The organism is Sphingomonas sp. CBMAI 2297, from assembly GCF_029870595.1.
GTDB lineage: Bacteria > Pseudomonadota > Alphaproteobacteria > Sphingomonadales > Sphingomonadaceae > Sphingomonas.
In genome coordinates this window covers 167,532-193,486 of sequence record NZ_JAPDIR010000005.1, presented here as the reverse complement: position 1 = coordinate 193,486, position 25,955 = coordinate 167,532, and the positions used below count along the sequence as shown (strand labels likewise).

28 protein-coding genes and 2 tRNA genes are annotated in these 25,955 nt (G+C 69.2%); 6 read left to right on the top strand and 24 right to left on the bottom strand.

Annotated features, from left to right (window positions below; genetic code table 11):
* Positions 1 to 59: 59 nt before the first annotated feature.
* Entirely contained in the window at positions 60 to 1,358 is a 1,299-nt protein-coding gene (locus tag OMP43_RS09495) for a hypothetical protein (protein ID WP_280279474.1), read from the bottom strand.
* 188 nt (positions 1,359 to 1,546) lie between these two features.
* On the opposite strand from OMP43_RS09495, the gene OMP43_RS09490 reads away from it, so the two are divergent.
* From OMP43_RS09490 to OMP43_RS09475, 4 genes are all read left to right on the top strand, one after another.
* Positions 1,547 to 1,622, top strand: a tRNA-Thr gene (locus OMP43_RS09490).
* Positions 1,623 to 1,842: 220 nt separating this feature from the next.
* Positions 1,843 to 1,929: transfer RNA gene (locus OMP43_RS09485), tRNA-Leu, on the top strand.
* A gap of 165 nt (positions 1,930 to 2,094) precedes the next feature.
* A complete protein-coding gene (locus OMP43_RS09480; protein WP_280279473.1) occupies positions 2,095 to 3,357 on the top strand; it encodes an integrase arm-type DNA-binding domain-containing protein in 1,263 nt (420 codons plus the stop codon).
* Positions 3,358 to 3,398: 41 nt separating this feature from the next.
* On the top strand, positions 3,399 to 3,992 hold the full coding sequence (locus OMP43_RS09475) for a hypothetical protein (protein WP_280279472.1): 594 nt from the start codon (positions 3,399 to 3,401) through the stop codon (positions 3,990 to 3,992).
* A 39-nt stretch (positions 3,993 to 4,031) separates the two neighbouring features.
* On the opposite strand, the gene OMP43_RS09470 is transcribed toward OMP43_RS09475, so the two are convergent.
* The 21 genes from OMP43_RS09470 to OMP43_RS09370 all read right to left on the bottom strand — a co-directional run bounded on the left by OMP43_RS09470 (position 4,032) and on the right by OMP43_RS09370 (position 21,931).
* On the bottom strand, positions 4,032 to 4,232 hold the full coding sequence (locus OMP43_RS09470; RefSeq protein WP_280279471.1) for a helix-turn-helix domain-containing protein: 201 nt from the start codon (positions 4,230 to 4,232) through the stop codon (positions 4,032 to 4,034).
* On the bottom strand, positions 4,229 to 4,441 hold the full coding sequence (locus OMP43_RS09465) for a DUF2274 domain-containing protein (RefSeq protein ID WP_280279470.1): 213 nt from the start codon (positions 4,439 to 4,441) through the stop codon (positions 4,229 to 4,231). The genes OMP43_RS09470 and OMP43_RS09465 overlap by 4 nt, the downstream gene beginning before the upstream one ends.
* A 1-nt stretch (position 4,442) precedes the next feature.
* Positions 4,443 to 5,666 (bottom strand): TrbI/VirB10 family protein, encoded by a 1,224-nt coding sequence (locus tag OMP43_RS09460; RefSeq protein WP_280279469.1) that lies wholly within the window; start codon positions 5,664 to 5,666, stop codon positions 4,443 to 4,445.
* On the bottom strand, positions 5,663 to 6,613 hold the full coding sequence (trbG, locus tag OMP43_RS09455; RefSeq protein WP_280279468.1) for a P-type conjugative transfer protein TrbG: 951 nt from the start codon (positions 6,611 to 6,613) through the stop codon (positions 5,663 to 5,665). The genes OMP43_RS09460 and trbG overlap by 4 nt, the downstream gene beginning before the upstream one ends.
* Positions 6,610 to 7,416: a conjugal transfer protein TrbF gene (gene trbF / locus OMP43_RS09450; protein ID WP_280279467.1), complete on the bottom strand. Its 807-nt coding sequence runs from the start codon at positions 7,414 to 7,416 to the stop codon at positions 6,610 to 6,612. Before trbF ends, trbG begins: the two co-directional genes overlap by 4 nt.
* The gene (gene trbL / locus OMP43_RS09445) at positions 7,416 to 8,720 is read right to left on the bottom strand and encodes a P-type conjugative transfer protein TrbL (protein WP_280279466.1); all 1,305 of its coding nucleotides are present in this window, start codon (positions 8,718 to 8,720) and stop codon (positions 7,416 to 7,418) included. The genes trbF and trbL overlap by 1 nt, the downstream gene beginning before the upstream one ends.
* 112 nt (positions 8,721 to 8,832) lie before the next feature.
* Positions 8,833 to 9,573, bottom strand: coding sequence for a P-type conjugative transfer protein TrbJ (gene trbJ / locus OMP43_RS09440; protein ID WP_280279465.1), 741 nt, complete (start codon positions 9,571 to 9,573; stop codon positions 8,833 to 8,835).
* 5 nt (positions 9,574 to 9,578) lie between these two features.
* Positions 9,579 to 12,017 carry a conjugal transfer protein TrbE gene (trbE, locus tag OMP43_RS09435; RefSeq protein ID WP_280279464.1) on the bottom strand — a complete coding sequence of 813 codons (2,439 nt, stop codon included), beginning with the start codon at positions 12,015 to 12,017 and terminating at the stop codon, positions 9,579 to 9,581.
* Positions 12,011 to 12,283: a VirB3 family type IV secretion system protein gene (locus OMP43_RS09430; RefSeq protein ID WP_280279463.1), complete on the bottom strand. Its 273-nt coding sequence runs from the start codon at positions 12,281 to 12,283 to the stop codon at positions 12,011 to 12,013. Before OMP43_RS09430 ends, trbE begins: the two co-directional genes overlap by 7 nt.
* A complete protein-coding gene (locus OMP43_RS09425) occupies positions 12,280 to 12,606 on the bottom strand; it encodes a TrbC/VirB2 family protein (protein WP_280279462.1) in 327 nt (108 codons plus the stop codon). The genes OMP43_RS09430 and OMP43_RS09425 overlap by 4 nt, the downstream gene beginning before the upstream one ends.
* A gap of 2 nt (positions 12,607 to 12,608) precedes the next feature.
* On the bottom strand, positions 12,609 to 13,595 hold the full coding sequence (gene trbB, locus OMP43_RS09420; RefSeq protein ID WP_280279461.1) for a P-type conjugative transfer ATPase TrbB: 987 nt from the start codon (positions 13,593 to 13,595) through the stop codon (positions 12,609 to 12,611).
* On the bottom strand, positions 13,592 to 13,993 hold the full coding sequence (locus OMP43_RS09415; RefSeq protein WP_280279460.1) for a CopG family transcriptional regulator: 402 nt from the start codon (positions 13,991 to 13,993) through the stop codon (positions 13,592 to 13,594). Before OMP43_RS09415 ends, trbB begins: the two co-directional genes overlap by 4 nt.
* A 1-nt stretch (position 13,994) precedes the next feature.
* The gene (locus tag OMP43_RS09410; RefSeq protein WP_280279459.1) at positions 13,995 to 16,016 is read right to left on the bottom strand and encodes a conjugal transfer protein TraG; all 2,022 of its coding nucleotides are present in this window, start codon (positions 16,014 to 16,016) and stop codon (positions 13,995 to 13,997) included.
* Positions 16,017 to 16,194: 178 nt separating this feature from the next.
* The gene (locus OMP43_RS09405; protein ID WP_280279458.1) at positions 16,195 to 16,632 is read right to left on the bottom strand and encodes a hypothetical protein; all 438 of its coding nucleotides are present in this window, start codon (positions 16,630 to 16,632) and stop codon (positions 16,195 to 16,197) included.
* On the bottom strand, positions 16,629 to 17,237 hold the full coding sequence (locus tag OMP43_RS09400) for a hypothetical protein (protein ID WP_280279457.1): 609 nt from the start codon (positions 17,235 to 17,237) through the stop codon (positions 16,629 to 16,631). The genes OMP43_RS09405 and OMP43_RS09400 overlap by 4 nt, the downstream gene beginning before the upstream one ends.
* A 77-nt stretch (positions 17,238 to 17,314) precedes the next feature.
* A complete protein-coding gene (gene rlxS / locus OMP43_RS09395) occupies positions 17,315 to 19,273 on the bottom strand; it encodes a relaxase/mobilization nuclease RlxS (RefSeq protein WP_280279456.1) in 1,959 nt (652 codons plus the stop codon).
* A gap of 255 nt (positions 19,274 to 19,528) precedes the next feature.
* A complete protein-coding gene (locus tag OMP43_RS09390; RefSeq protein ID WP_280279455.1) occupies positions 19,529 to 19,885 on the bottom strand; it encodes a hypothetical protein in 357 nt (118 codons plus the stop codon).
* Between the two features lie 220 nt (positions 19,886 to 20,105).
* The gene (locus OMP43_RS09385) at positions 20,106 to 20,699 is read right to left on the bottom strand and encodes a lytic transglycosylase domain-containing protein (protein ID WP_280279454.1); all 594 of its coding nucleotides are present in this window, start codon (positions 20,697 to 20,699) and stop codon (positions 20,106 to 20,108) included.
* Entirely contained in the window at positions 20,687 to 21,265 is a 579-nt protein-coding gene (locus OMP43_RS09380) for a S26 family signal peptidase (protein ID WP_280279453.1), read from the bottom strand. The genes OMP43_RS09385 and OMP43_RS09380 overlap by 13 nt, the downstream gene beginning before the upstream one ends.
* The gene (locus OMP43_RS09375) at positions 21,262 to 21,489 is read right to left on the bottom strand and encodes a helix-turn-helix domain-containing protein (RefSeq protein ID WP_280279452.1); all 228 of its coding nucleotides are present in this window, start codon (positions 21,487 to 21,489) and stop codon (positions 21,262 to 21,264) included. The genes OMP43_RS09380 and OMP43_RS09375 overlap by 4 nt, the downstream gene beginning before the upstream one ends.
* 142 nt (positions 21,490 to 21,631) lie before the next feature.
* Entirely contained in the window at positions 21,632 to 21,931 is a 300-nt protein-coding gene (locus OMP43_RS09370; protein ID WP_280279451.1) for a DUF736 domain-containing protein, read from the bottom strand.
* A 393-nt stretch (positions 21,932 to 22,324) separates the two neighbouring features.
* On the opposite strand from OMP43_RS09370, the gene OMP43_RS09365 reads away from it, so the two are divergent.
* Positions 22,325 to 22,531: a hypothetical protein gene (locus OMP43_RS09365; protein ID WP_280279450.1), complete on the top strand. Its 207-nt coding sequence runs from the start codon at positions 22,325 to 22,327 to the stop codon at positions 22,529 to 22,531.
* Between the two features lie 31 nt (positions 22,532 to 22,562).
* On the opposite strand, the gene OMP43_RS09360 is transcribed toward OMP43_RS09365, so the two are convergent.
* Both OMP43_RS09360 and OMP43_RS09355 read right to left on the bottom strand, forming a co-directional pair.
* Positions 22,563 to 24,356, bottom strand: a complete 1,794-nt coding sequence (locus tag OMP43_RS09360; RefSeq protein WP_280279449.1) for a ParB N-terminal domain-containing protein — start codon at positions 24,354 to 24,356, stop codon at positions 22,563 to 22,565.
* Positions 24,357 to 24,456: 100 nt separating this feature from the next.
* Positions 24,457 to 24,903, bottom strand: coding sequence for a DUF2958 domain-containing protein (locus OMP43_RS09355; RefSeq protein ID WP_280279448.1), 447 nt, complete (start codon positions 24,901 to 24,903; stop codon positions 24,457 to 24,459).
* Between the two features lie 606 nt (positions 24,904 to 25,509).
* Between OMP43_RS09355 and OMP43_RS09350 the strand changes: the two genes are divergently transcribed.
* Positions 25,510 to 25,914: a hypothetical protein gene (locus tag OMP43_RS09350; RefSeq protein ID WP_280279447.1), complete on the top strand. Its 405-nt coding sequence runs from the start codon at positions 25,510 to 25,512 to the stop codon at positions 25,912 to 25,914.
* Positions 25,915 to 25,955: the final 41 nt, after the last annotated feature.

The following is a 25,955-nucleotide window of genomic DNA, read 5'->3' as shown; positions in this document are numbered from 1 at the left end:
TTCCGCGAGCCGGCCGGCGCGCCGTGCAGAAATGCGGGAACAAGGCCTCGGCCAGGTATTTAGGCCGCGGCCTTGCGGACGGCGCGCTCGGTGAGCGGACTGTCCTCGACTCTCGCCACGATATCCAGGCCCTGCTTGCCGGCGCGGGCGAGCAGCACCACGAACTCGCTGTCCGCGGGCAGGTCGAGCGCGATGTCGACATGGGCGAGCGGCGGGCGGCTGCGCAGCTCGGCGGCGATCTGGGCGAAGCGATCGGGCCGGGGTGCCGGGCGGCGATGGGCGCGCTCGGCCTTCACCACGCCCTTGATGCCGCCCTCGGCCGCATCGAGAAAGGCGTCGAGCCCGCCCTGCGGCACCGCGACGCGCCGGGCATGGGCGAGCACGGCGGCGAATTCCGTGATGCGGGTCTTGTCATAGTCGGCGCCGAAGACGAGCTTGACGGCGGGCGTCATCGGCGCGCGCGCCTGGACGGTGAGCCCGGCATCGGCGAGCAGCGCGGCATAGCTCTCCGCATCGTCATCGGCGGCGAGCGCGAAATCATAGGCGCGGGCGAGCGCGCGATAGAGCGCCGAGCGGCTGCGCGTGTCCGAAGCGCGGGCGGCGGCGGCCGATTCGCGGGCGAGCAGCAGCTTGTCGGCCAGGCTCGAAGCGACGGCGGCGGGCGAATCGGCGGCCGGGGCTTCCCCGGCGGGCGCGGCCGGCGTGTCGAAGCCGGCGCTCGGCCCGTCGGCCCAGACCGGCGCGGCGGCCAGGCTGCGCGGTGCGGTGCGGCGGGATTCCTCCACCTCGGCCTCGAGCTTCGCCTGGGTCTCGGCGTCGACCAGTTCCTTCCAGTTGATCACGCCATAGATGAAGTCGATCCTGTCCTCTTCCGCATCCGTGCCGGACGAGAAGGGCATCAGGATGCCGCGATAGAGGGTGTTGTGCCCGCGCGTGCCGACGAACTCGGCCTCGAAGCCGATCGGGGCGCGATTGGCGATGATCTGGAGATAATGGTCGGTCAGGCGCGACAGCAGCGAGCGGCTGGGCACCTGGGCGACATGGGTGATCGAGGTGTCGAGCCCGGTCTCCTCGCGCAGCGCGCGGCCGAGGAAGCGAATCGCGGGATCGTCGACGCCCTTGGAGAAATCGAGCAGCACGCTGTGCGCGCCGAAGTCCATGATGTTGTCCGGATCGAGATCCTCGATCGACGGATAGGCGCGGCCGCGGAGCAGCGAGACCCAGTGATTATAGGCGCGCACGTGCATGCGGCGCTCGTCGGTGCCGATCGCCAGCTCGCGGTCGTTTACGGCCTCGTCCGCCGCCTCGCCCTGGGGGTTCGAGTCGAGCGGGTGGTTGATGCCGCGCGCCATGTCCATGCCAAATGCTCCACTCGGGGCGGTCGCCCCACATATTCGTGGAACCGCTTGTGCACGCTGTGTGGTAAACGACGCGTAAAGGCGGCGCTTTTCCGGGCTTGTCGGCGGCAAGGCTTTCGCAACGCTTGTCAGCTAGGAAACATGCTGGTAAGCGCGCCGCTCCTTCGGGGCTTCGCGCCCCTTGGTTGGCCGCCTTAGCTCAGCTGGTAGAGCATCGCATTCGTAATGCGGGGGTCACAGGTTCGAGTCCTGTAGGCGGCACCATAGCTTTCCACGACATCGGCGAGAGTTTCCTGGCGAACGGGCGTTCGGCCGGGTGGCGGCCTGCATAGCGTGCGCATGGGCTTGGTCGCGGCGGGCGTTGGCGCGGGCGGATCCAGCGGGCGAGCGCGCATTTCGCCGAGCGCGACAATCTGATCACAAATTGTTTTTGGAGCGGTTGACAGCGGATTGGGTGCCCCGTAGAGGCGCTCGCCTACCCCGTGCCCAGATGGCGGAATTGGTAGACGCACCAGCTTCAGGTGCTGGCGCTCGCAAGGGCGTGGAGGTTCGAGTCCTCTTCTGGGCACCATTTTCCCGGTCCATTGACGTCCATCAGCGTCGCGTAAGTGGCTGGGTAAAAAGCCTTTTTCCAAATATCTTTCCGACGAGATTTGGGCGGGTCCGCCGAGATACCAACGCTTTTGTTGGTCTATTTCGGCCCTGGATCCACCCGTTTTCGGACGGAGATACCAACATGGCTCTTACCGCACTCGCGATCAGGAACGCCCAGCCCCGGGCCAAGGCATACAAGCTCGGCGACGGCCGATCCCTCTACCTCCTAGTGATGCCCAACGGCGCTAAATACTGGCGCTTGAGCTACCGATTCCTTGGCAAGCAACGGGCGCTAGCGCTCGGCGTCTGGCCGGAAGTCAGTCTCGCCGAGGCGCGCGACAAGCGCGATTCCGCACGAAAGATGGTGGCCGATGGCATCGATCCCTTTGTCGAGAAGCAGCGTCGCAAGCTGCGCGCGCAGATCGACGAGAACATCACCTTCAAGGGCGTCGCCGAGGAGTGGTTCGTCAAGATAACGCGAGAGGAGCGCGCGGAGGTGACGCTCAGCAAGGTGCGCTGGCTGCTGGAGAAGGTCTATCCGTTTCTCGGCCACCTCCCGCTCCACGAGATCGAGGTGCAGGAAGTACTGGCGGTCCTGCGCAAGATCGAGGCGACGGGGCGCTATGAAAGCGCACGCCGCATGCGCAGCGTGATCAGCCGCGTCTTTCGATACGGGATCGCCACCGGGCGCGCGAAGGTCGACGTCGCCCGCGACCTGCGCGGCGCGATCATCGTTCCCAAGACCAAGCACTTCGCCGCGATCACGCGGCCGAAGGAAGTGGGCAAGTTGCTCCGGGACATCGACGATTGCCCCGGATACGCGATCACCAAGCTCGCGCTGCGGATGACGCCGCACGTCTTCGTGCGCCCTGGAGAGCTGCGCCGAGCCGAATGGAGCGAGTTCGACCTGGATCGCGCGGTCTGGTCGATCCCGGCGGAGAAGATGAAGATGCGCTGGCCGCATCAGGTGCCGCTGTCGCGGCAGGTGCTCGACCTGCTCGACGAGATCCGTCCGCTGACCGGCCACAGCCCCTATGTGTTCCCGGCCTCCCATACCTGGAAGCGCCCCATGTCGGAGAACACCGTCACCTTCGCGCTCCGGCGGATGGGCTATAGCGGCAGCGAGATGACCGCGCACGGCTTCCGTGCGATGGCCGCGACGCTGCTCAACGAGATGGGGTTATGGAACCCCGACGCGATCGAGCGTCAACTCGCCCATATGGAGAATAACGGCGTGCGACGCGCCTATGCGCGCGGCCAGTATTGGGAGGAGCGCGTGCGCATGATGCAACATTGGTCAGACTATCTCGACCAGCTTCGCCTGGGCGACGATGGTGCCAAGCCTACCGGAGACAGCAAGGTAGTGACTGTCGACTTCGCCCGGCGCGGTGCGCGATCGCAATAATCGATGCGAAGGCCACTACAGCACTGGATCCTGGAGCAGGCATGTCCACACCTATAAAAGCGCCCGAACGAGGGACCCTCGCGGTCTCGAGCCTCGCTCAGGCCAGGAAGCACAAGCGCCGCTACGACGCTGTCATCACCCTCGAGGACCCGGGGTGCCGCCTGCCGGATCGGCTGCGCTTTTCGGCGCAGCCGATGCCAGCGCACTTGGTGCTGCAATTCGAGGATGTCGATGACGACAGTCTCGGAATTCGCGTGGCGACACGACAGCAAGTCATCGATGCACTCGCCTTCGCGCAGGCGCACGAAGCAGGCTCGCTGCTGGTTCATTGCTATCACGGCGTGGGCAGGTCTGCCGGGATCGCGCTTGCGATCCTGGCTTCGCGCCTCGGGGCCGGTAGTGAGGAAAAGGCGCTCGCCGACCTGCTCGACATCCGCCCGGAAGCTACGCCGAATCTCGTAGTCGTGAAGCTGGCGGACGAGATCCTGGGCAGAAACGGCGCACTCGTGTCGGCCGTAGCCGACTGGCAGGAACGAACCCCAAGGGTTCTACAGGCGCGCCGCGACCGTGCCGCCTTCGTGCGGCGGGCCGCGCATCTGTATGCGCAAGTTCCGCCGATCGATAGCGATCAATAGCGCCGGGCACCACGTTGGAGCGGGTGCCCGGCCTTATCGTCAGCTCCGCTCGAACAGGCGCTTCAGGCTCGGATAGAGGATGAAGGTCGATCGCCCGATCTTCACGGTCTCTATCGTCCCGTCGCCGATGAGTTCGTAGATCGTGGAGCGACAGATGCCGGTGATCCTGACGGCGGTGGAAATCCGCACGCTGATCGGCTCCAGCGTTGCTTCATTGGGCTCCAGAGCATGCCGGCTCATTTCGACCTCCCCTTGCTGAAGGCGCGATCGCTCTCGAGAAACGCGGAGAGCATCGCCGGGATGAGGTCCGCGACCGACTCCTCCCGGCCATAGGCCTGGGCGTAGAGCGCGGCATAGTCGCTGAGCGCTTGGTGCAGGTCCGGCATCACCGAGACGCCGAGCTTGACCGGTGTACGGTCGGGAAGTTGCGCGAGCTTGAGGTCAGGCATCTTATTGCTCCTGGCCCGGCCATGGCGCGAGGACGATGTCCTTGTGCACCACGACGCGGAGAGGCCAGCCGGGTCGCACCTTGATGGTCGGCTGGACGTTGAGGTTCTTGGTGACGATCTGGTCGCCGGCGCGCGACGTGCCCTGCTGGGCGGATTCGCGGATCGCGCGGACGAGGTCGCTTTCGCTGTCGCCCAGGCTCAGCTCGGTGCCGACGCCGAGCAGCGTCGACAGCGCCACGCCCTTGAGTAACTGCCAGGTATGGGCATCGACCTTGTCGGCAAGGCCGGCATAGCCGGCCATGTCGGTCGCGGGCACATTGTCGATCCGGATCGAGCTGCCGTTCGGCAGGACGATGCGCTGCCAGACGACCAGAGCCCGGCTTTGCCCATAGGCCACGACGCTGTCGTAGCTTCCGATTAGCCGGGCGCCCTGCGGAACCAGCAGGATATGACCGGTGGCGCTGTCATAGGCGTTCTCGGTCACCTGCGCGGTGACGAGCCCGGGCAGGTCCGAGTTGAGACCGGTGATCAAGCTGGCGGCGATGATGCTGCCGGCGCTCAGGGTGTACGGCGAGACCTGCGCCACCAGTGCGTGCGGGTTGACGTCGGCGGTCTCGTCCTTGCCGGCGAGGAAGTCGGCCTTGCGCTGCTGGTTGCCCGGATCCCGCGCTGGATCGACCGCGATCGTTGTCGGTTGCTGTTCTCGACCCGGAACGGCGGCCGGCGCAGCAGAAGCCTGAGCAGCACCGGCTGGGTGCTCGGTGGCGCCAAGCTGCATCATGATCCCAGACTCGCGGGCCGCCTTGCGCTCGGCGAGAAGCCGCTGGCGTTCGGTCTCGGCCGCCTGCGCAGCCTGGTCCGAAGAGCCGGCGGGCGGCAATCCGCCAAGCGCCTCCTGCCGGCGCAGGATCGGACGCCCGAGATCGCCGGGGAGCGGCGGCCCGAGCCTGGGCACGTCGCCATAGCTTTTCGGCGCGCCGGCGAGGGCCTCGTCGGGCGCATGGTTGGCGATGTCCTTCTGGTCCTCGGCACCGGCGACGATCCGGAAGGTCGCGGGCTTGAGCGCGACCCAGGTGACCCCGACGATCGCCGCCGATCCCAGCGCCGCGATCGCGATGATCGCGCCGCGACGGAAGCGGATGATCCGGTTCGGGCGGCCGCGCAGCACCAGCGTCTCGGGATCGACCTTGGGCAAGGTCGCGGCATCGGGCGCGGTCTCGCTCATGATGCCCTCCGCTGCCGCCGGCTTCGGTCGGCGCCGACCCGGACGATGCGGACCACGGCCTGCTTCTTCGTGCCCAGCCGAAGCTCGGCGGCGTCGAACAGCCGGTCGACCACATAGAAGCGGCCGGTCATCCGGTAGTTGACGAGCTGCGCATCGCCCCTGTCGCCAATGACGAACAGAGGTGGCGCCTCGCCGACGCCGACGCTCGCCGGGAACTCGACGAACGTCTGTCGTCCGTCGTCGAACGCGCGCAGCGGCCGCCAGGCCGGCTTGTCGCCGGTCAAGACATAGCCGAAGTCGAGCCGCTCGACGGCGAGGCCCGAAGCGACCGGCCTTGCCGCTTCCGCCGACGTCTGCTGGCGGCGGATCGCGATCATCTCGTCCTGCGGATAGGTCCAGGACAAGGCGGCCATGGCGGTGGCCGGCGTACTGTCGAGTTGCAGATGATAGGCGCGCCGGTCGGTGGTGATGACGAGGTTGGTCGAGAGCCCGGCGGCGAAAGGCTTTACGAGGATATGGACGCGCCTGCTCTCGCCGGCACCGCTGGTCGTGTCGCCGACGGTCCAGCGCGCCGTGTCGCCCGCCGCCACCGAGACGATCGCCTCTCCGGGCTGCAGGGCGATGTCGCTGACACGCTCGGGCGCGGCGAACAGGCGGTACAGGACGCCCTCGCCATAGGGGTAGACCTGCACGGCGTTGACGAAGGCCGGGGCCGCAGGCTCCTGGGTCGCCTTCGCGTTCGCGGTGCGAACCCGAAGCTCGGCCGGCGACGGTTTGTGGCGCTGCGGGGCCACGGGGCGCGCTACCGAAGGGGAAGGCGCGATGGCGGTCGCGACCGACGGCGGGCTCGGACTCGCCGCGACGGCCTGAGGCGGCTGGGGTGGCGAGGTCTGCGCGAAAGCGGGCACAGCGACGAGCGCGCTCGCCGCAAGCAGGGTGCGGTTCATGGGCGATTCTCCGGTTGGGCGTGGGAGGGCTGGCCGAGGCTGGGATCGAGCGGCGATCCGCTGGGCACGCCGGGATCCGGCACGGGCGTCGTCGCCGTGGCCGGCGCATGGTCGGCCGGGGTCTCGAGCTCGCGGCTCCAGTCGATCGCATCGACATAGAGGCCGAGCGGGTTCCTGCGCAGCGTCTCGGCGTCGCGCGGCGGCTTGAGCAGGACGGTGACGATCGCGGTCCAGCGCGACGTGGCCGCAAGGCTCCCGCGGTCATAGGCGCGCTCGGCCCATTTCACCTGGAAGCTCGTCGCGGACGCACGGACCACGCTGGTCACCTGGACCGAGACGGTCCTGTCGCCGACATCGGCGAAAGGGTTCGCCGAGCGGGCATATTCGCCGAGGAAGATGGCGCCGCGCTTCGACGTGAAGTCATAGGCCTGAAGCCAGTTCTCCCGCATCAGCACGGCGTCGAGCGACCGGCCCCGGATGTCGGTGACGAAACGCGCGAGGAACCAGGCGAGCTGGGGATCGGTCGGCCGGTATTCGGCGGCAGCGGGAGACACTGCCTGTGCCTGGCCGAGGCTGTCGACCGCGACGACATAGGGGACGACACGGCTCTGCATCGACTGCCAGACGAGTGCGCTCGACAGCCCGGTGGTCAGCACAAGTCCGCCGAACGCCATCAGCCGCCAGTTGCTCGCCTGGGCCCGGGCGGAGCCGATCCGCTCGTCCCAGAGCTGGCCCGCGCGGCGGTATGGTGTCTCGGGTTCGTCCGTGCGCCCGTAGCGCTGGACGGCACGTTTGAAGCGCATCAGTCCTTCTCCTTGATGTCGGGGGTCGCGCCGCCGCCGCCGCGATCCGCGCCCTGGAGGGCATGGATCGCCGTCTGGCGATGGTGACGGCGGGATTGCGTGTTCTGGAGGTCGCGCGCCCAACCCGGCATGGCGGAAGACGCAGGAGTCGGCGCATCCACGGGGTTCGCCTGCGCGCCCGTCGCGCCGGCATTCCAGGCGGCGCGCTGGCCGTCGGCCGCCGCAGTGCGGAGCCCGAGCCCGCCGCCCACGCGCTGCGCGAGCGCGCCGCGGGCGGCGCTCGCGACACCGCCCATGCCGGCCGCGACCGACTTCGAGCCGGAAGTCTCCTGGCCGAGCTTGTACGCGGTCGAGGCTGCCGACCCCATCGAGGTGCCGGCGCGGATTGCACCGAGACCGGCACCGGCCAGGCCCTTCGCCGCAGCCATGCCCGCGCCGCCGGCGACGGCGAAGCCGCCTGCCGCGAGCGCCGTGGTCGCGACCGCCGAGCCGGCGCCGAGCTGCGGCGCGCCGGAGACGAGGCCGGAGGCGATGCCCGGGCCGAAGATGCCGAGGCCGAACAATGCGATGCTGGCGAGCACGAGGCTCATCGCCTGGCCTATATCGGGCTCCTTGCCCTGGAGCGCCGAGGCGAACTCGGTGAAGAAGCCCGAGCCGATGCCGACGATCACCGCCAGCACCATCACCTTGATGCCCGACGAGATGACGTTGCCGAGCACGTGCTCGGCAAGGAAGCTGGTCCGGTTCCACAGCGCGAACGGCACGAGGATGAACCCGGCGAGCGTCGTCAGCTTGAACTCGAGAATGCAGACGAACATCTGCACCGCGAGGATGAAGAAGGCGACGATCACGATCACCCAGGCGATCAGGAGCACCATGATCGTCATGAAGTTCTCGAAGAAGGTCGTGAAGCCGAGCAGGTCGCTGGCCTGGTCGAGCAGTGGCCAGGCCGCCTGGAACCCGGTGCCCGCGAGGCGGCCCGGGCGAAGCAGGTCGTCGGCCGAGAGCGTGCCCCCGCCGGCGGTCAGGCCCGCCTGGGCGAAGGAGCGGAAGATGATGTCGGCGAGCGTGGAGAAGCGGTTCAGGATCAGCGCGAACACGCCGATATAGAGGATCTTCTTGAGGAAGCGGCCGATCATGTCGTCCTCGCCGCCCATCGCCCAGAACAGGCCGGCGAGTGTGATGTCGATGCCGATCAGCACGGATGTCAGGAAGCCGACATCGGGCCCGAGCAGGCCGAACCCGCTATCGATGTAGCGGATGAAGTCGGCCATGAACCGGTCGATCACGTTGAGGTCGTTCACGGGTTCTTCCTTGGATCTGGGTGCCGCGGGGCCCGGCCAGGGGGAGCGGGTGGCCGGGCCCCGCGGGCTGCGACCGCGGCGGCGGGGGCTGTTGCCGCCGCGGCCGGTCTCGCTATTGCCGGGGCGTGTAGGCAGTGCCGCTTCCGAGGAACCTGCGCGTCGCGGCGCGCGACGCCTCGGACTCGGTCAGCTGGCGCTGCTTCTCGAGCGCGTCGGCGCGGAACTGCGCGGCCATCATCTGCTGGAGAGCCATGCCCTGCTTGGCGGTGAGCGCGAGCAGCTGGTTGGTTGCCTGTCCGACGGCGAGCGCGCCTTCCGCGCTTTGGCTGCGCGCCGCGATCTCGGCCAGCGCCTCGGCATCCTCGCGCGCCTGCTGCACGATGCCGCTCTGGACGGCCATCGTCCGGCGCAGCGCATCGGTACTCGCATCGTAGCGCGCCCGGGCAGCCTGCAGCCGCTGGTCGCGTGTCGAGGCGGGATCGAAGCTGCGCGGATAGAGCACCTTCAGCCTGGCCTCGAGCTGGTCCATCTCGAAGCCGACGCTCTGCGCCTGCTGCATCAGCCGGTCGATACCGTCGAGCTTGTCGAGCAGCGCCTGAAGCTGTGGAAAGGCGATGCCCTTCAGGTTCCTGTCCAGCCGGAGCAGCATCTGCACCTCGTTCTGGAGCGACTGGATCTGGTTGTTGACCTGCTGGAGCGTGCGCGCCGCGGTCAGGACGGTCTGGCTGTAGTTGCTGGGGTCGAACACCGTGATCTGCGCGTGCGCCGAGGTGGCAAAACCCATCGTCAGCGAGCCCAGGGCGCCGAGGCCCAGCGCTGTCGCGATCAGGTTCTTGCGGGTGAGGATACGCATCACTTCTACTCCTTCGCTTGGGGATCGGGGAATTGGGCGAGCAGCGCCGCGGCCCAGTCGAGCCCGGCGTCTTCGAGGAAGCGCGCGGCGAATCCGGCCGGGCCGTGCGCGGCGAGCAGCGCGTCGATGCGCGCCTGGGTGGCGGGATCGGAGGCGCCGCACAGCGCGAGCGCGATGGGCCCGAGGCCCAGCTCGAAGAGACGGTTGCCGGCCGCAGACTGTAGGTAATAGTGCCGCTTGGGCGTCGCGCGGCTGACGAGCTCGATCTGGCGGTCGTTGAGACCGAACCGCTGATAGGCCGCGCGTCCCTGCGGCTCGATCGCCGCGGCATTGGGAAGCAGGATGCGCTGCGGACAACTCTCGATGATGGCGGGTGCGATGCCGCTGTCGGCGATGTCGGCGAGGCTCTGGCTCGCGAAGATCACCGCGACATTCTTCTTGCGCAGCGTCTTCAGCCATTCGCGGATGCGCGCGGCGAACAGCGGGTGGTCGAGGAACTTCCAGGCCTCGTCGAGGATCAGCAATGTCGGGCGTCCGGTGAACCGCGCCTCGAGCCGGTGAAAGAGATAGGTCAGGACGGGCGCGACCGCGCTGCCCGCACCCATCAGCGCCTCGGTCTCGAAGCACTGGACGTCCGCCATGCGCAGATCATCCTCGGCCGCGTCGAGCAGCCGGCCGAACGGACCTTCGAGCGTATAGGGCGCGAGTGCCGAGCGGAGCGCCATCGACTGGAGCAGCAGCGAGAGGCCGGTGAGCGTCCGTTCCTCGATCGGCGCGCTCGCCAGACTGGTCAGCGCCGACCAGACGGCTTCCTTCACCTCCGGCGTGACCACGACCTTTTCGTGTGCGAGCAGCGCGGCGATCCACTCGGCCGCCCAGGCGCGCTCTCCGGCGTCGCCGATCCCGGCAAGCGGCTGGAACGCGATCGTCTCGCCGGCGTCGCCGCCGAGCCCGAGGCCGTGATGCGCACCGCCCATTGCCAGCGTCGCCGCCCGCGCCGAGCGGCCCATGTCGAAGAGGTAGAGCTGGCTGCCCGGATAGCGGCAGAACTGGAGCGCGATCAGAGCGAGCAGGACCGACTTGCCGGCACCCGTCGGCCCGACGATCATCATGTGCCCGACATCGCCGACGTGGGTCGACAGGCGGAACGGGGTCGACCCGCTGGTTTCGGCGTGAAGGAGCGGAGGCCCGTCGAGGTGCCGGTTGCGCGATGGTCCGGCCCAAACGCTCGAGAGCGGCATCAGGTGCGCGAGGTTGAGCGTATGGACGAGCGGCTGCCGGACATTGGCATAGACCTGCCCGGGCAGACTCGAGAGCCAGGCCTCGACCACGTTCAGCCCCTCGCGGATGCAGGTGAAGCCGAGCCCGTTGACGATCCGCTCGACCGCGCGGACCTTGTCCTCGACACGGGCGCGATCCTCGTCGGTGACGGTGATCGTCGTGGTGAGGTAGCCGAAGGCAACATGGTCGCCGCCCAGTGCCTGGAGTGCCAGATCGGCGTCGGCGGTCTTGTTGTCGGCGTCGCTGTCGAGCAGCTGGACCGGCTGGTTGTAGATCACCTCGCGCAGCATCGCGGTGACCGACTTGCGCTTGTTGAACCATTGGCGGCGCAGCCGGGTCAGCGCCCTAGTCGCGTCGGTCTTGTCGAGCGCGATGAACCGCGTGACCCAGCGATAGCCGAAGTCCTGATGGTTGAGCGCGTCGAGGATCCCGGGCCGGCTGAGGCCGGGGAAGCCGAGGATGGTCAGCGTGCGCAGGTGCAACGACCCGAGCATCGGCTCGAGCCCGCCGATCAGCGGCGTGTCGGCGAGCAGACCGTCCAGATACATCGGCGTCTCGGGCACGCGGACGCCGTGGCGTCGGGTCGAGATCGCGCCGTGGAGGAAGGCGAGCGTCTCCGCATCGTCGAGCGCGGCCATCTCCGGCATGAAGTCGGAGAACAGGTCGAGCGCGCGATCGGTCTCCGCGACGAACCCGGCCAGCGCCTGGTGCCAGTCGCGGCCCTGCGGCGCATCGGCACGCTCGACCAGCGCGCGGCCGGCGCTGTCCGCCTGGTCGGGCGGCGGCAGGAAGGTCAGGGTGAGATGGTAGCGGCTCTCGAAATGCGTACCCGCCGCCTCGAACGAGGCGCGCCGCTCCTCGTCGACGAGCCAGGACGCCGCGTCCGGGAAGTCGCTCGCCGGATAGCCCGGCGCCTCGCGACGCTCGGCCTCGATGTGCAGCGCCCAGCCCGAGCCGAAGCGCTTGAGCACATTGTTGGCGCGCGCGCAGGCGGAGACCAGTTCGGCCTCGGTCGCCGATTCGAGGTCGGGGCCGCGGAAGCGCAGCGTGCGCTGGAAGCTGCCGTCCTTGTTGAGCACCACGCCGGGCGCGACCAGCGCGGCCCAGGGCAGATGATCGGCCAGCCGGTCGGCGCGGCTGCGATATTCGCGCAGGTTCAGCATGCGAGATATCCCCGCTGCCGCAGGTGGCGCGCGAGCACCGGAGCGAAGTCCGGGTCGCGCTTCGCCGCGAACACCGCGATGGTGTGCCCGACCGCCCAGACCAGCACGCCCGCGATCCACTGCTGGAGTCCGAGGCCCAGCGCGGCGGCGACGGTGCCGTTGACGATCGCGATGGCGCGCGGCGCGCCGCCGAGCAGGATCGGCTCGGCGAGCGACCGGTGGAGCGGCGCCTCGAACCCGTCGAGATGCTGGCCGTCGCCGATCATGCCAGCAGCGCCCCGCCGCCGAACGAGAAGAAGGACAGGAAGAAGCTCGAGGCCGCGAACGCGATGCTCAGGCCGAAGACGATCTGGATGAGCCGGCGGAAGCCGCCGGCCGTCTCGCCGAACGCCAGCGTCAGGCCGGTCACGATGATGATGATCACCGCGACGATCTTGGCGACCGGGCCCTGGACCGATTCCAGCACCTGCTGGAGCGGTTCCTCCCACGGCATGCCGGTTCCGGAGGCCCAGGCCTGGCCGGCGACCAGAACGGCAAGGGCGGCGCCGGCCAGCAGGTGCGGCTTGGTGGGCAAGGCAATGGTCTTCATGGTCAGGCTCCTTGATTGTGGGGGAGGGAGAAGGGGGCGAGCGCGTAGGCGCCGGTGTCGGGATCGACGCCGACGACCCGCGCGATCGCGTCGACCGAGCGGTGGGCACCGCGTCCGGCGATGAAGACGACGAGGTCGATCGCCTCGGCGACGAGGCGGCGGGGTACGGTGACGACCGCTTCCTGGACGAGCTGTTCGACGCGGTAGAGCGCAGCCTCGGCCGAGTTGGCGTGGACGGTCGCAATCCCGCCGGGGTGCCCGGTGTTCCAGGCCTTGAGCATGTCGAGCGCCTCGGGTCCGCGGACCTCGCCGACGATGATCCGGTCCGGGCGGAGGCGGAGCGTCGAGCGCACCAAGTCGGTCATCGACACGATTCCCGGGCGGGTGCGGAGTGCAACGGTGTCCGGTGCCGGGCTTTGCAGCTCGCGCGTGTCCTCGATCAGGATGACGCGCGTCTCCACCCAGCGCATCTCGGCAAGCAGCGCGTTGGCGAGCGTCGTCTTGCCCGAGCTCGTCCCGCCGGCGATAAGGATGTTGAACCGCTGGGTGACCGCCGCCCGCAGCGCATCCGCCATGGCCTCGGCCATGATCCCATCGGCGACATAATCGTCGAGCGTGTAGAGGCGCTGGGCAGGCTTGCGGATCGAGAAGCAGGGACCCGTCGAGACCGGTGGCAGCACGCCTTCGAAACGCTCGCCGGCCCGGCCATCGAGATGCGCGGGCAGCTCGGCCGAGATGATAGGCTGCCCGGCATGGACCTCGGCGCGCGCGTGGCTCGCGACCAGCCGGACGATCCGCTCGACCTGCGATGCCTCCAAGACGACGCCCGTGTCGATCCGGCCTTCGCCGAGCCGGTCGAGGCGCAGCGACCCATCGGGATTGACCATGACCTCGACCACCAGTGGATCGGCGAGCGCCGAGGCGATGTCGGGGCCCATCGCCGTGCGCAGCATCGCGCGGCGGCGATCGGAGGAGAGGATATCGCTCATCGCTCTTCCTCTCCGGGGAGGAGCGTGCGCCTGCCGGTCGCGACGGCGCGTCCGACCTGCGTCACGAACGCCTCGAAGCGCTCGCGCGCGAGCGCGCGGCCCGCCACGTCGTTCTCGGCGAGCGGTGCCTGGATCGAGAGTTCGAAGCGGATGAACAGCGCGAGCGTCTCGAGCACGACATGGCCGTCGCGCTCGATGCGGCCCAGCGCGTTGGACATCCGGTCGAGGCGGAGCGCGAAGCGATCCTCGAGTTCAGAGGTGCCGCGGCGGTTGAGCCAGGCGGTCACCGCATCGGCGAGGATGGCGGACTTGGTCGCGCCGGGTGCTGCGGCAAGCGTCTCGAGCCGGTCGCTGACCGGCTTCGGCAGGAAGAGCTGGTGGCGGACGCGCTCGGCCATCTCAGAAGTCCAGCTCGAGATTGCCGGGCCGCTTGTCGGCCATGTCCAGCACATAGGCGCGCCGCGCGGTGCCGGTCGTGGCCTGGTCCATCGCGCGCTTGTCGGCGGCGGGGTCGCCTTCGTCCTCGCCCAGCCCGAGCGGGTCGGCGGGCGCCAGATCGACGGGTGCGGCGGCGCCGATTTCCTGGGCGGGATGGCGCGCCTGCTCGAGGCCGCCGGCCTCCTCCTCGTCTTCGGGCGCAGCCTCGGCGAGCCGCGCATCGACCCGGCGGACCCGGTCCTGCCAGTCATGCGCGCGGTGCGGCGGCAGATCGGCCGCCTGGGCGCGTCCGGGAGCGGGAGGCGGCAGCACGCGCGCCTTGAACTCCGCGTCCTCGAAGTAGCGCAGCTTCCGCGCGCGGACCGGCGGATAGCCCGCAACCAGCACGACCTCGTCGGTCGGCGGCAGCTGCATGACCTCGCCGGGCGTCAGCAGTGCGCGCGCGGTCTCCTGCCGGCTGACCATGACGTGGGCGAGCCAGGGCGCCAGCCGGTGGCCGGCATAGTTGCGCATGGCGCGCTGCTCGGTGGCGGTGCCGAGCGCGTCGGAGATGCGCTTCGCGGTCCGCTCGTCGTTCGTCGCAAAGGCGACGCGGACATGGCAGTTGTCGAGGATGGCGTTGTGCTCGCCGTAAGCCTTCTCGATCTGGTTCAGGCTCTGCGCGATCAGGAAGGCGCGGACGCCATAGCCGGCGAGGAAGGCCAGGCTGGTCTCGAAGAAGTCGAGGCGGCCGAGCGCCGGGAACTCGTCCAGCATCATCAGCAGCCTGTGGCGCCCCGGAGCGCCCGCGGCATACAACTGCTCGGTCAGGCGCCGGCCGATCTGGTTGAGCACGAGACGGATCAGCGGCTTGGTGCGGCTGATGTCCGAGGGCGGCACGACCAGGTAGAGCGACACCGGATGCGGTGCGGCGACCAGGTCCTCGACGCGCCAGTCGGACGCGGCCGTGACCGCTGCGACCGTCGGGTCGCGGTAGAGACCGAGGAACGACATCGCGGTCGACAGCACGCCCGAGCGCTCGTTGTCGGACTTGTTGAGCACCTCGCGTGCGGCCGAGGCGACGGCCGGATGCACCAGCGGCGTCTCGTCGGTCCCGAGGTGATTGGTCGCCATCATCGCGCGCAGCGTGGCAACGAACGGGCGCTCGGGGTCGGACAGGAAGGTCGCGACCCGGGCGAGCGTCTTCTCCTCCTCGGCGTAGAGGATGTGGAGGATCGCGCCGACCAGCAGCGAATGGCTGGTCTTCTCCCAATGGCTGCGCCGTTCGAGCGCGCCTTCCGGATCGACCAGGATGTCGGCGATGTTCTGGACGTCGCGGACCTCGTCGGCGCCGCGGCGCACTTCGAGCAGCGGATTGTAGCGCGCCGAGCGCGCGTCTGTCGGGTTGAAGAGCAGGCAATGCGAGAAGCGCGCGCGCCAGCCGGCGGTCAGCTGCCAGTTCTCGCCCTTGATGTCGTGGACGACCGTCGAGCCGGCCCAGCCGAGCAGGGTCGGCACGACGAGACCGACGCCCTTGCCCGAGCGCGTCGGCGCGAACGCCATGACATGCTCCGGCCCGTCATGGCGCAGGTAGCGGGAGCCAGCCCGGCCCAGGAACACGCCGGCCTCCCCCGCCAGCCCTGCGGCCCGGATATCGCGAGGGCCCGCCCAGCGCGCGGACCCATAGGTCGTGACGTTGCGCTGCTGCCGTGCCCGCCAGACCGAGCCGGCCACCGCCGCACCGCAGCCCAGCAGGCCGCCCGCCGCGGCGATCGCGCCGGCCTCGTCGAAGACGACCGGCGCATAGGCGTCGAAATGGAACCACCAGGGGAAGAGCGACCAAGGCGCGTAGACGGGCGTTTCGCCGAGCCGGAACCAGGGCGTCCCGAGCTCGGGCTGATAGGCGAGCGACGCCGCCGCCCATTGCGTCGCGAACCAGATGCCCGCGACGACGATCGTGGCGACCGCCAGCATCTGGCCAAGGAGGAGCTTCGTCGGTGTCATGCGGGCCTCCGCCCGCACGACTCAGCGTCCCGGGCTCGGCCTCAAGGGTCGCTGGATCTCGATCCGCGCGTCAGGCGCTCGCTGGTGACACTGGGTACCTATTTGGTGCCGTTTCGGCGAACGTGTGCGTCGAGGCGTATCGATCAGCGGGTCGATTACGGCGATGCCGGCGGCCCACTCAATCCTCCTCCTCTTCCTCCTCCCAGAGCGGCCAGGGTGGTTCTGACTCAAAAGGCCATAGCCAGAGTCGGTGCTCCTCGACCTCTTCGACCGGAGAAAGGGCCCGATCTGCCGCCCATCTTTTTGGAAGCTCCGCCAAATCCGATCGTTCAAGCGCTTCGGCCAGCACCAGGGTCCGCGTGATCCAGGCGGCCGCGGCATATAGCGCGAGATGGCGATGCTCGGGCGGATGTTGCTCGAGCAGCTTCTGCCATTGCCGCGCCGTCCCCGCGCGGGCCAGTTGCAGCGCGGGTAGACGCCAGCGTTGAAGCAAGTCGCCTGTCTTGACCAAACCCAGCGGCCCGAGATCGGCGTCGAGCCGTTCGAGCATTTCCGGCGTAGTCATTTGCTGGGCGCGCTCCCGCAAAGGCCAGAGCGCTGCGCGAACGGCCTTCATGACTGGGCTGCCTCCGGATCGAAGGCGTTAACCGGCACGATGCGCTTCGCGTGCGGATCAAAGGTAACCAGCACGGTGCCTCCGATCGGCTGATAGGTAAGCAGCGCCTGGGTGTCTGCTTGGCTGAGTTCGCCGCTTTGCAGTGCCAGCAGAAGGTCGAGAAATGCCCGGACCCCGGCGTCGGCCTCGGTTTCTTCGATCGTCGTCCGAACGATAAACTTGAAGCGCAAGCCGCCGGCAACTTCGCCCATGATCGCATAGGCCAGTGAGAAGCCGGTGTCCGACACCTTGCCCTTGGACCCGATCCTCGTGACCTGCAGCGACGACGCACGCTTCCACAGCTTTGTGGCTGCCTGTTTGACCAGTTCGTAATGATCCTCTCCGGCCTTCTGCAGGAAGCCGTTGAGATATCCCGTGGCGATGAACAGCATCGCGGCTGCCGGCAGGTAAAGCTCAATCCCGGCGAATGGGCCCCCTGGAATCCGCAAGGTTCGAAGCGTCAAGCCGTCGCCAGCCAATCCTTCGAGCAACCCTGCCTCAAACCCCTCAGGCAGACTATCGTACAACATAAGGCCGAGATCTGGCTTGGTTTCGGATTCAGACATGGTGCACGTTCGCCTGATGGTGCGGTGTCGGTGTATGTGCCGCTTCTCTTCGCTCGCCGCCAGACCATTGGGCGTAATCAAGATATCTGGGGGCCGGTACGACTTCGCCCCAGATGCCAGTTAATGCCATCGGTTCGCATGATGCCGGTCATCGGCTTGCCCAATTGCCGCTCGAGCACCGCCCGCCACGGAACCAGGCTGAACTCGCGGCTGCGCTCGACCAGCCCATAGCGCCCGCCCGCCAGCTCGACCCGGCGCGTCAGCTGACCCTCGATCCTCTGGCCCTGGACCGGCTCGACGAACGACTTGCCCAACTCCTCGCGCAAGGCGTCCGCGACGCGGAGCAGCTCGCGCCGCTGCAGCATGGCGAGCACCCCTCGTCGGAGTCGGGGGACGTCGTCGGCATCGGCAAGCCCCTGCTCGACCAGCCATTGCCGGCGCGCAGCGAGCGCGCCCCGCACCTCGCGCCCGAACCCGGCATCGCGTGCCACGGCGAGCTCGTCTCCGGTCAGTGTGCGATCGAGCCAGGTGGCGGCGTCGGCGCCGGGCAACCGGTCGAGCGGGATCGCGGACAGCGTTTCGATCGCGACGGGCCGGTCGCGGAGCTGCCGCGCCTCATAGGCGGCGGCCCGTTTGACATGGTCGTTCGCGACGGCCCAACTCCCGTCCGCCAGCCCTTCGGAGAACCCCGCCCGCCGCATCGCCTCGAGGCGGCGGACATGCGCTTCGGCGAACGCCCGGCTGGCCTGCGAGTCGTGCTCTAGATGGAACTCCACCGAGTATCGTCCGTCATGCGACGCCGCCACCGCGGCGATCGTGCGATCGATCTCGCGGACCTCGGCGGTCCGCGGCGCCACGCGGACGATGGCGCCCTCCGGGGTGGGTTCGGTCGCCGTTGCGCGGCCGATGTCGAGATAATGCGCGCGTCCATCGATCCCGTCGACGATCAGATAATGGCGATCGCGATGCTCGTCGGAGAAGCCGCGCCGGAGGACGCGACCGATGACCGGCTCCCGCAGCTCCCCCTCGATGACGCGGTCGGCCTGTGCCCGCTCGAGCCGGCGGGCCGTCAGCTCGCGCTGCATCAGCCGGACGATGTCGCCGCGCTCGCCCATGCGGCGCAGCGTATCCTCCAGCCCGTCGGCGAGCCGCCAGCGCCCGTTCCCCAAGTCCTCGGCCAGCCCCATCGCGCCGAGCTTGCGCAGGCGCCCCGTGGCGACGGCCTGCTGGAACGGATCGTTGTGCGCTGGGCTGGTGATCCGGGCGGCATCCATCCGGCGAATGAGCCGGCGGTCGATCGCGGTCAGCCGCTCCTGCTCGACATCATGGCGCAGGCGGTCCTGGATCTCTTGGGTTGTGCGGGGCCCCAGGTCGAGCGTGGCGAGCTCGGCGGCACGTTCGCGCAGGCCGTGTGCGATATATTCCCGCGCAATGACGAGGTTCTGGCCCTGGTCGTCGACGCCGCGCAGCATGATGTGGGTGTGCGGATTGTCGGTGTTGAAATGGTCGACGGCTACCCAGTCGAGGCGGGTGCCGAGGTCGTGCTCGGCCTGCGCCATCAGCCGGCGGACATAGGGCTTGAGGTCGGGATATTCCGCGCCGTCCTCGGCCGAGACGATGAAGCGGAACTGGTGGCGGTCGCCGGCACAGCGATCGAGGAATGCCTTGCCGTCGGCGGTGTCGACATCGCGCCCGTAGAGCTCGCCCGGATTGCCCTCGCGCGTCACTCCGTCGCGCTGGATATAGCGCAGGTGGGCGCGCGCCGCCGCGAGGCCGGTGCCGGCCATCCGCACCAGCCGCACCTTGACCATCGCCCGCCGCGTCCGGGCACCGGCGAACCGGTCGCGGCTCGACAGCAGCCGGCCGATGCTCGCGCCGCGGCCGATCCGGCTACCGTCGAAGCGCCGCGCCAGTACGCCGGTCTTGCTGCCCGCAAGGCGAGCGGCGGCAAGCACGCGCCCGCCATATTTGACCAGGCGCTTGCCGTCCCTGGCGCCCGGCTTGCCGAGCTTGGGCGTGAACTCGTCCTCGCTCACCGCCGGCCTCGCAGAGTCTCGCGGAAAAGCGGAGGAAAGCGCGGATTTCCGCCATTCCTGCGAAGCCTGTCTCGCACCGCCGCGAGCAAGTCTCCCGAAAAAAGGATGTGCAGACAGTCACTTGAGCAGGGTCGCGAGACACTGCCTTTATCTTGTTTTCCCTTCTTCTCCTGCCTGCCTTCCACAAGGCGCAAAAAGAGAGCCGGGACACGCTGCCTGTGCCACAGCGCATCCCGGCCCGATCCGAGGCGGATTTCACGCATCCGCGAACGCCCTTCGCGCCTGCTCCGCGCGTCCAAAACTGCGCTTGCCGAGCATGCCATGGACGTCGCCATCACCGTCGACGAGCATCACCGCGACGAACCAGCGCCCGTCGATCCGCCCGAGAATGCGCACCCGGTCGAGCTCGATGTCGCCATCCTCGCCGCCCAGATAGCCGCCGAGCCAGCGTTCCTCGGCCCGTGCGTCCCAAAGGAAATCGGCCTCCTCGGCATCGAGGAATCGCTCCGCCAGCGCCGCGGCCGCCTGCCGTCCGAACTCGATTTCGAGCCCCGAGACCAGTGCCGCCATCACGCGATCGGCCGCGTCCGAGATGGGTACCAAGTGTGCCATGATCAGTCTCCGCTTGCGGTCCTCACCATCGAGGACAGCGTCCCGAAGACGGACGGCGAAGCGGCGGTCAGGGCCGCCGGAGCGTGAGCGGAGGCGCCGCGAAGCGGACATGGGGGGAACCGATTTGCGGAGCAAATTGGGGGGCACCCATGGGCCTTGAGGGTCGCTTTGCCGCCCGTCATGCTGGGACTTCACGACGAGCCTTCCCACCCTCGCCACGTCACGGCCCCTCGCGGCGGAGCACGAACATCGCCGATGCCTGCCTCGCCGCTGGGACCGTGGCGTTCGGTGCGGGCACCTCCCGGCGAACCAGGAACAGCGGCTCCCGCGGCAAGGGCGCCACCTCGGCCGGCACCGGCACAGCGCCGGTCACGCGGCGCAGATAGGCGGTGGTTTCCGCCGGCAAGCCCGCCTCGCCAGCAAGCCAGGCGGCGTACCGCGCGGGCCCGGCATTGTACGCCGCAAACAGCCCGGGATAGCCGAAGCGGTCGTACATGCGCCGGAGATAGCAGGCGCCCGCGACGATATTGTCGGCGGGCAGGTCGGGATCGTCGCCGAGGCCGAGTTCGCGCCGAAGCTCCGCCCAGGTCGCCGGCATCAGCTGCATCAGCCCGATCGCGCCCTTGGGGCTGCGGATCGGGCGCCCGCCGAGCATCGTCCGACCGCCGCTCTCGGCCTGCATCACCCGCACGATCCAGTCCCCGGGCACGCCGCAGCGTGCCGCGGCCGCGTCGATCTCCGCCGACCAGCGCCACGTCCCGGCCGGATCGGCCAGGACCAGCACGCCGGCGAGCGCGAGGCTCAGCGCCGCCATATCAGCCTCGCCCGCCCGACCAGGTCGCGCCCCGCGCTGATTCCGAAATAGCGCCCGTCGAACGAGCCCGATGCATCCATCAGCAGCAAATATTCGTGGGGCGAAAGCCGCCGGCAGCCCTGCCACCAGGGCAAAGCGCGGCCGCTCGGGTCGTGCGCGATGCGGGTCGCGACGCGCACGCCATTGACCGAGACCTGAGGCCCGGACGCGCAGACCAGGTCGCCGCGCACGGCGGCGACGCGCTTCACCAGCGGGACGTTGGCGGGGAGATAATGGCGCTCGGCGGCAAGCGATCGCCAGCGCGGCGGCGGCCAGGCGATCGCCATCTCGCCGCGCGCGGGCGCGTCGCCCGGCCACACCCAGTAGAGCCCGATCGGCGCGCTGGCGCTCGCGTTCCACACCAGTCGCGGGGCCGGGCCATAGACGGGCGGGACAGTGAGCAGGACCAGCGCGGCGCCGCCGAGGATGGCGAGGCGCAGCCGGCGGAGCTCGCGCTGGCGACCGGCATGGCGCGCCTCGCCCCAGGCGAGCAGCGGCGCATCGTCGGATGGGCGGCGCCTGTTCATGGCCGGATCCCGCGCGCGCTATGCTCGCGGCTCCATGCGTCGAGATCGTCGATATGATATTGGACGAAGCGGCAATGCCGGCGGAACACCGGACCGTCGCCGCGTACCCGCAGCCGCTTCAGCGATCGGCTCGACACGCCCAGATAGGCTGCCGCCTGCTCGGTGTTGAGAAAGGGCGAGCCGCGCCTGGCGCTGCTTGCCCGGTCGATATCGTCGTCGTCCATGCCGCAACTCCTCGAGTGCTTCGAACGGCACCGGGGATGGCGGGCGAGGCACCCGGCGAAGAGTGTCGAAAACCGGCAGGTGCGATTTCGACACCCCCTGCAAGGCTGCGTCCCGCGCCGGGGCGGCGCGGGACGCGAGGGCTCAGCGCGACCAGATCAGGTTGTGGATGCCCTGCTCGCCCTCGACCAAAGTCGCGTAGATCGGCGCGGGCAGCGACGGATCGTCGAGCTTGACCGAGACATAGGGCCGGTCCTCGCGCGAGGTCTTGGTCCAGCCGGCGCCGAACTCGACATTGCCCGAGTTCATGACCCGGTAGTCGGGCGCCTTGTCATTGTCCTTGGTCGCGGGCCGGATGCTCGCCTTCACGTTGAGCGTCAGGGTTCGGATGGTGCCGGTGAACACGCCGGAATCGTCGCGGGTGAAGCTGCCGATGGTGGCCATGGATAGTCTCCTCGTTCCCTCGAAGCCGCGCCAGTGCGGCGTCGATGGCGTCGAGGCGGCACCGCCAGCGGCCGGCATGCACCCGGCCCCGCAGGGCCGGGCCGCAGCGACAGCGAAGGGCGGCCAAAGCCGGCTTTCTTGCCTCGCGAGGAAGGCGCAGGGGCGAAGCGCCGAGCCGGGGAAGAAAGCCGGCGACGCCGTTGCTGGCCAAGGCCGCGCGGTGCCAGACGGCCATCGTGAAAGAGGCCGCATGCGGCTGCCGGTTGGATACGAGGGGGAAGCTTGCCCACCCACAAACGCGAGTCCCGCGCCCGTTCGGCTCGCCGCAGTCCGGCTGCGCCACGCGCCCGTGCAGGCTATGAAGCCGGGTTCGAGGGGGATGACATTACGGTATTGGACCAGGTCCGGGCGCTGATCGGACGGCTGTCGCCGGAGCCGGTGTGCGACGATTGCATTGCCGAGCGGCTCGGCCTCAGTGTCCGGCAGCACGCCAACCACAAGACCCGCGAGCTCGCCGGCCAGGGCGGCTTCGAGCGCAGGATCGACAGCTGCTCGCTGTGCGGTGCGACCAAGAAGGTGATCCGGCGCGCGGCGCATTGAAGGCGGGGCGGCGGCGCCGCCCCGCAAGGTTTCAGGCGGCCAGCGGCTCGGGCTGGGGCTCCGGCACCGGTTCGGTGACAGGCGCGGGCCGTGCTGCCTCTGCCTTGATATGGGCAACCACCGTGCCGACGCCGCCGCGTGTGGTGTAGGCCGAGGGCGGGAAGGCCATCCAGCGCGGCACCCAATGCTCGACCTTGGCGCGTCCGCCGACACCGCCGAGATGGTCGGTGACGATCTTCCTGAGCGTGGCGGTCTTCTCGCCGGTATTGGCGTTGGCGACGATGTTGCCCGCCACTTCGGCGACGATGCAGGTCAGCACCTCCCTGTCGCGGACCAGCTCGAAAAAGGCGGCATCGGCCTGCCACCAGTTCGCCATGGCGACGCCCAGCTCGGTCCCGACCGCCTCGACCGCCGGGCTCCCGGCGGCGAGCGTCTCGCCGATCAGCACCGCGATGACGTCCATCACCACGCGGTCGGGCAGGTCGAGCAGCGCGTAGAAGATCGCGGTGAGGCGGTCCCCCTCGCCGCCCTCGACGCGCCCCTTGCAGACGGTCGGCGTCTCGGGGTCGAAGCCGAGCGCGGCGAGCACCGTCCGCCGCTTGGCGTCGAACTGCGTCTCGCCGCGACAGGTCTCGACCGACTCGGCGGTCGCATCGTTGCGGGCCTGTTGCGGCTCGGGATCGACGCGCCACAAATGCGAGCCGGCGATGACATGCGCGACCATCAGCCGGAGCGCGACCTTGGGGCGCGAGAGCAGGGCCGCGCGCACGGCGGCATGGCGATGCAGGTCGAGATAGGTCTGCATCGGCCCGGTGATCTCGGGCCGCGCGGCCTTGGGCTGGTCGCTCGGCGGCGCCTCGCCGCGCGCAAGGCGCTTGGTTTCCTTGGCGGTCAGATAGCCCTCGTGGAACACGACCTCGCCGCTCGCGCGCACGTCGATATAGACGCGCCCGCCCTTGCGCTTGGGCGTCTTCTCATGCTCCCAATGCTGGAACTGCTCGGCCGGGCCGATGATCTCGACGCCGGTCCAGCCCGCCTCCAGATAGGCCACGCGCCGGGCCTCGATCGCAGCATTCTGCGCGGCCCAGAAGGCGTCGGCATCGCCGATGTAACGCTGCTCGTTGAACAGGTCGGCGACCAGCGCCAACCCGTTCGCATCGACGTCGAACAGCGCATAGGAAGCGCAGATCGCCTGCCCTCCGAACAGCCAGCCGCGCAGCTGCCAGCCGGTCGGGCAGTGGGTGTCGGGCGCATCCCACAGCACCAGCCAGTCCTTCTGCCGCGCCTTGCTGGCAAGGGTGAGGTGGCGCACCGTCGCGGCATCGATCTTGTCGCGACGATAGAGGTCGCGGATGCGCGGCAGCAGGTTGCCGAGCGCGAGCGTGCGCCGCACGGCGAGCACCGGCAGCGCGAAGGTGTCGGCGATCTCGTCGGGCGACTGGCCTTCCTTGACCAGCCGGACGAAGGTTTCCCAGCGCGTCACTTCGTCGGGGTCGAGCCGCGCCATGTTCTCGATCAGCGACGCCTCGACGGCGGCGGCATCGTCGCCCTCCTCCAGGATCGCGCAGGGAAAGAGGAACGGCTCGGGCGACTCCTCGCCCTCGCCGATGCGCTCCCCGGCGATGATCTGCCCGGCGCGGAAGCGGCGGGAACCGGCGAGGATGCCGAACCGGTCCTCCTCGCCGGGCCGGACGATCAGGGTCTGGAGGATGCCGCGCTTGCGCACGCTCGGCAGGATGTCGGAGACATCGGGCGGGCGCTTGGCGAAGCGCATGTTCGCCTTATCGACATAGAGCTTGCCGATTTCGATGAATTGGAGTTTCATGTGCCTGCTCCTTGTGAGCGCCGGCCCCGTGTATCGTGAGAAGTGCGCGGGACCGGTTTTCGGGATGCGGCGAAAGGCGCGCCGCGCGCCTTTCGCGCCCTCACTCGGAGGACGAAAACCGGTCCGTCAGGTCGCTGGCGGTGTCGCTCGCGCGGCGCAGCAGCGTCTCAGCCCAGAGGATCGACCCCGCCTTGCGCGCCCATGCCGCCCAGTCGGACAGCGTCACCGTCGTCGAAAAATGCAGGTCGCGCTCGATACCCAGCCCGAAGGGCAGGCGCAGCGCCTCGATCTCGCCCAGCGAAAAATAGCCGAGCTCCGGGCAGCCGAAACCGAGATCGGCCAGCCCGAACAGCGTGTCGCCGTCCGCGTCCAGCTCGCTCGCCAGCCATGTCGCGGCGCCCATCGGGTTGAACAGCTTGACCAGCGGACGCTTGTCCCCGGCATCGCTGCCCGCCTGTTCGCGCAGCGCCGCGCGAAGCTCGGGAGTGAGCAGGCCCCTGCGCCCGCCACCCTCTCCCGGTTTCCCATGCCCATCCCGTTCGCCCACGACCTGTCCTCCTCACCAAAAAACCGCACCCGGCCCCGGAAAGCGGGGTGGGCGGCGAGGAAGCCCGAAAAGGCCCGCGACCAGGGGGCGGGGCGCACCGCAGGCAGGAACGCGAGTGGAGGACCCGGGCCAGCGCCCGGGTTGCGCCCCGCCCGAGCGGGCCTAGAAGGGCGCGACGGCCATCCCGCTGACCGGGACCGGCCCAGCAGCGCCGGCGCGCGAGCGCGCCGACCGCATCAACAAGCGCCAGCGATCGTCACCGCCAGGCCGGGACGCGCCGCGGCCCGGCGGCGCGAAGCGCCGTAGAGCGCGATCGCAGCGACGCGATGCAAAACAAAAAGGACGCACTCTTGCCGACACCGCAGGCGCGGCGGCGTGCGCGCGCAAGCCGTGCGCCAGCCGCCGCCGCGCCCCCCGGTCCAAGGCAAGTGTGCAGCGCGGGCAAAATCGGCGCGAACCCTGTGGCTGCCTGCCAGCCGCAGTGTGCGCACCGCAGGTCCCGCGCTCCGCTGTGCATCGCCCGCGAGGCGCCCGGCTGCCGCACCGACGTGTCCGGTTGCGCTTCACGCAAACTCAACGGGTGCCCTTTAGCCAGGGCGAATGACCATGACGCGAAACGAAGCGGAGTGGGCCGCGGTCTTTCTGGCAGCTGGCGAGCTGACCCGGCGCGGCTATGCCGTCAGCCTGACCCTTGGTCCGAACGCGCCTCTCGCCGACCTCGTTGTGCGGGCGCCGAGCGGCGCGAGCTTCATCGTGGACGTAAAGGGCAAGTGCAAGCCAGGCGCGTGGATGGTGAAGCCGAAGCAGCCGACGCCCGGCCTATTCTATATGCTGGTGCGGCTCGGCATGAGCCCAAACGGCATCGACCGAACAGCGGACCGCTTCTACATCATGCCGCAGGCCGAAGCGCTGCGGCTCACCAAGACCAACCTCAAGCATCCTGGGCTCAGTGGCTTCACCTCGGCAGCGGCTGCAGGATCGCTCGACGACTGGTCTTGCCTACCCAGCTAGGCGCGCCAAAGGGCATCTGCGCAGCCGAACCACTGCGGCCG

Bases quoted from the DNA above. Each gene is read 5' to 3' on its own strand.
- OMP43_RS09495 (WP_280279474.1), bottom strand. From the start codon at position 1,358: ATGGACATGGCGCGCGGCATCAACCACCCGCTCGACTCGAACCCCCAG.
- OMP43_RS09480 (WP_280279473.1), top strand. From the start codon at position 2,095: ATGGCTCTTACCGCACTCGCGATCAGGAACGCCCAGCCCCGGGCCAAG.
- OMP43_RS09475 (WP_280279472.1), top strand. From the start codon at position 3,399: ATGTCCACACCTATAAAAGCGCCCGAACGAGGGACCCTCGCGGTCTCG.
- OMP43_RS09470 (WP_280279471.1), bottom strand. From the start codon at position 4,232: ATGAGCCGGCATGCTCTGGAGCCCAATGAAGCAACGCTGGAGCCGATC.
- OMP43_RS09465 (WP_280279470.1), bottom strand. From the start codon at position 4,441: ATGCCTGACCTCAAGCTCGCGCAACTTCCCGACCGTACACCGGTCAAG.
- OMP43_RS09460 (WP_280279469.1), bottom strand. From the start codon at position 5,666: ATGAGCGAGACCGCGCCCGATGCCGCGACCTTGCCCAAGGTCGATCCC.
- trbG (WP_280279468.1), bottom strand. From the start codon at position 6,613: ATGAACCGCACCCTGCTTGCGGCGAGCGCGCTCGTCGCTGTGCCCGCT.
- trbF (WP_280279467.1), bottom strand. From the start codon at position 7,416: ATGCGCTTCAAACGTGCCGTCCAGCGCTACGGGCGCACGGACGAACCC.
- trbJ (WP_280279465.1), bottom strand. From the start codon at position 9,573: ATGCGTATCCTCACCCGCAAGAACCTGATCGCGACAGCGCTGGGCCTC.
- trbE (WP_280279464.1), bottom strand. From the start codon at position 12,017: ATGCTGAACCTGCGCGAATATCGCAGCCGCGCCGACCGGCTGGCCGAT.
- OMP43_RS09430 (WP_280279463.1), bottom strand. From the start codon at position 12,283: ATGATCGGCGACGGCCAGCATCTCGACGGGTTCGAGGCGCCGCTCCAC.
- OMP43_RS09425 (WP_280279462.1), bottom strand. From the start codon at position 12,606: ATGAAGACCATTGCCTTGCCCACCAAGCCGCACCTGCTGGCCGGCGCC.
- trbB (WP_280279461.1), bottom strand. From the start codon at position 13,595: ATGAGCGATATCCTCTCCTCCGATCGCCGCCGCGCGATGCTGCGCACG.
- OMP43_RS09415 (WP_280279460.1), bottom strand. From the start codon at position 13,993: ATGGCCGAGCGCGTCCGCCACCAGCTCTTCCTGCCGAAGCCGGTCAGC.
- OMP43_RS09410 (WP_280279459.1), bottom strand. From the start codon at position 16,016: ATGACACCGACGAAGCTCCTCCTTGGCCAGATGCTGGCGGTCGCCACG.
- OMP43_RS09405 (WP_280279458.1), bottom strand. From the start codon at position 16,632: ATGAAGGCCGTTCGCGCAGCGCTCTGGCCTTTGCGGGAGCGCGCCCAG.
- OMP43_RS09400 (WP_280279457.1), bottom strand. From the start codon at position 17,237: ATGTCTGAATCCGAAACCAAGCCAGATCTCGGCCTTATGTTGTACGAT.
- OMP43_RS09390 (WP_280279455.1), bottom strand. From the start codon at position 19,885: ATGGCACACTTGGTACCCATCTCGGACGCGGCCGATCGCGTGATGGCG.
- OMP43_RS09385 (WP_280279454.1), bottom strand. From the start codon at position 20,699: ATGGCGGCGCTGAGCCTCGCGCTCGCCGGCGTGCTGGTCCTGGCCGAT.
- OMP43_RS09380 (WP_280279453.1), bottom strand. From the start codon at position 21,265: ATGAACAGGCGCCGCCCATCCGACGATGCGCCGCTGCTCGCCTGGGGC.
- OMP43_RS09375 (WP_280279452.1), bottom strand. From the start codon at position 21,489: ATGGACGACGACGATATCGACCGGGCAAGCAGCGCCAGGCGCGGCTCG.
- OMP43_RS09370 (WP_280279451.1), bottom strand. From the start codon at position 21,931: ATGGCCACCATCGGCAGCTTCACCCGCGACGATTCCGGCGTGTTCACC.
- OMP43_RS09360 (WP_280279449.1), bottom strand. From the start codon at position 24,356: ATGAAACTCCAATTCATCGAAATCGGCAAGCTCTATGTCGATAAGGCG.
- OMP43_RS09350 (WP_280279447.1), top strand. From the start codon at position 25,510: ATGACGCGAAACGAAGCGGAGTGGGCCGCGGTCTTTCTGGCAGCTGGC.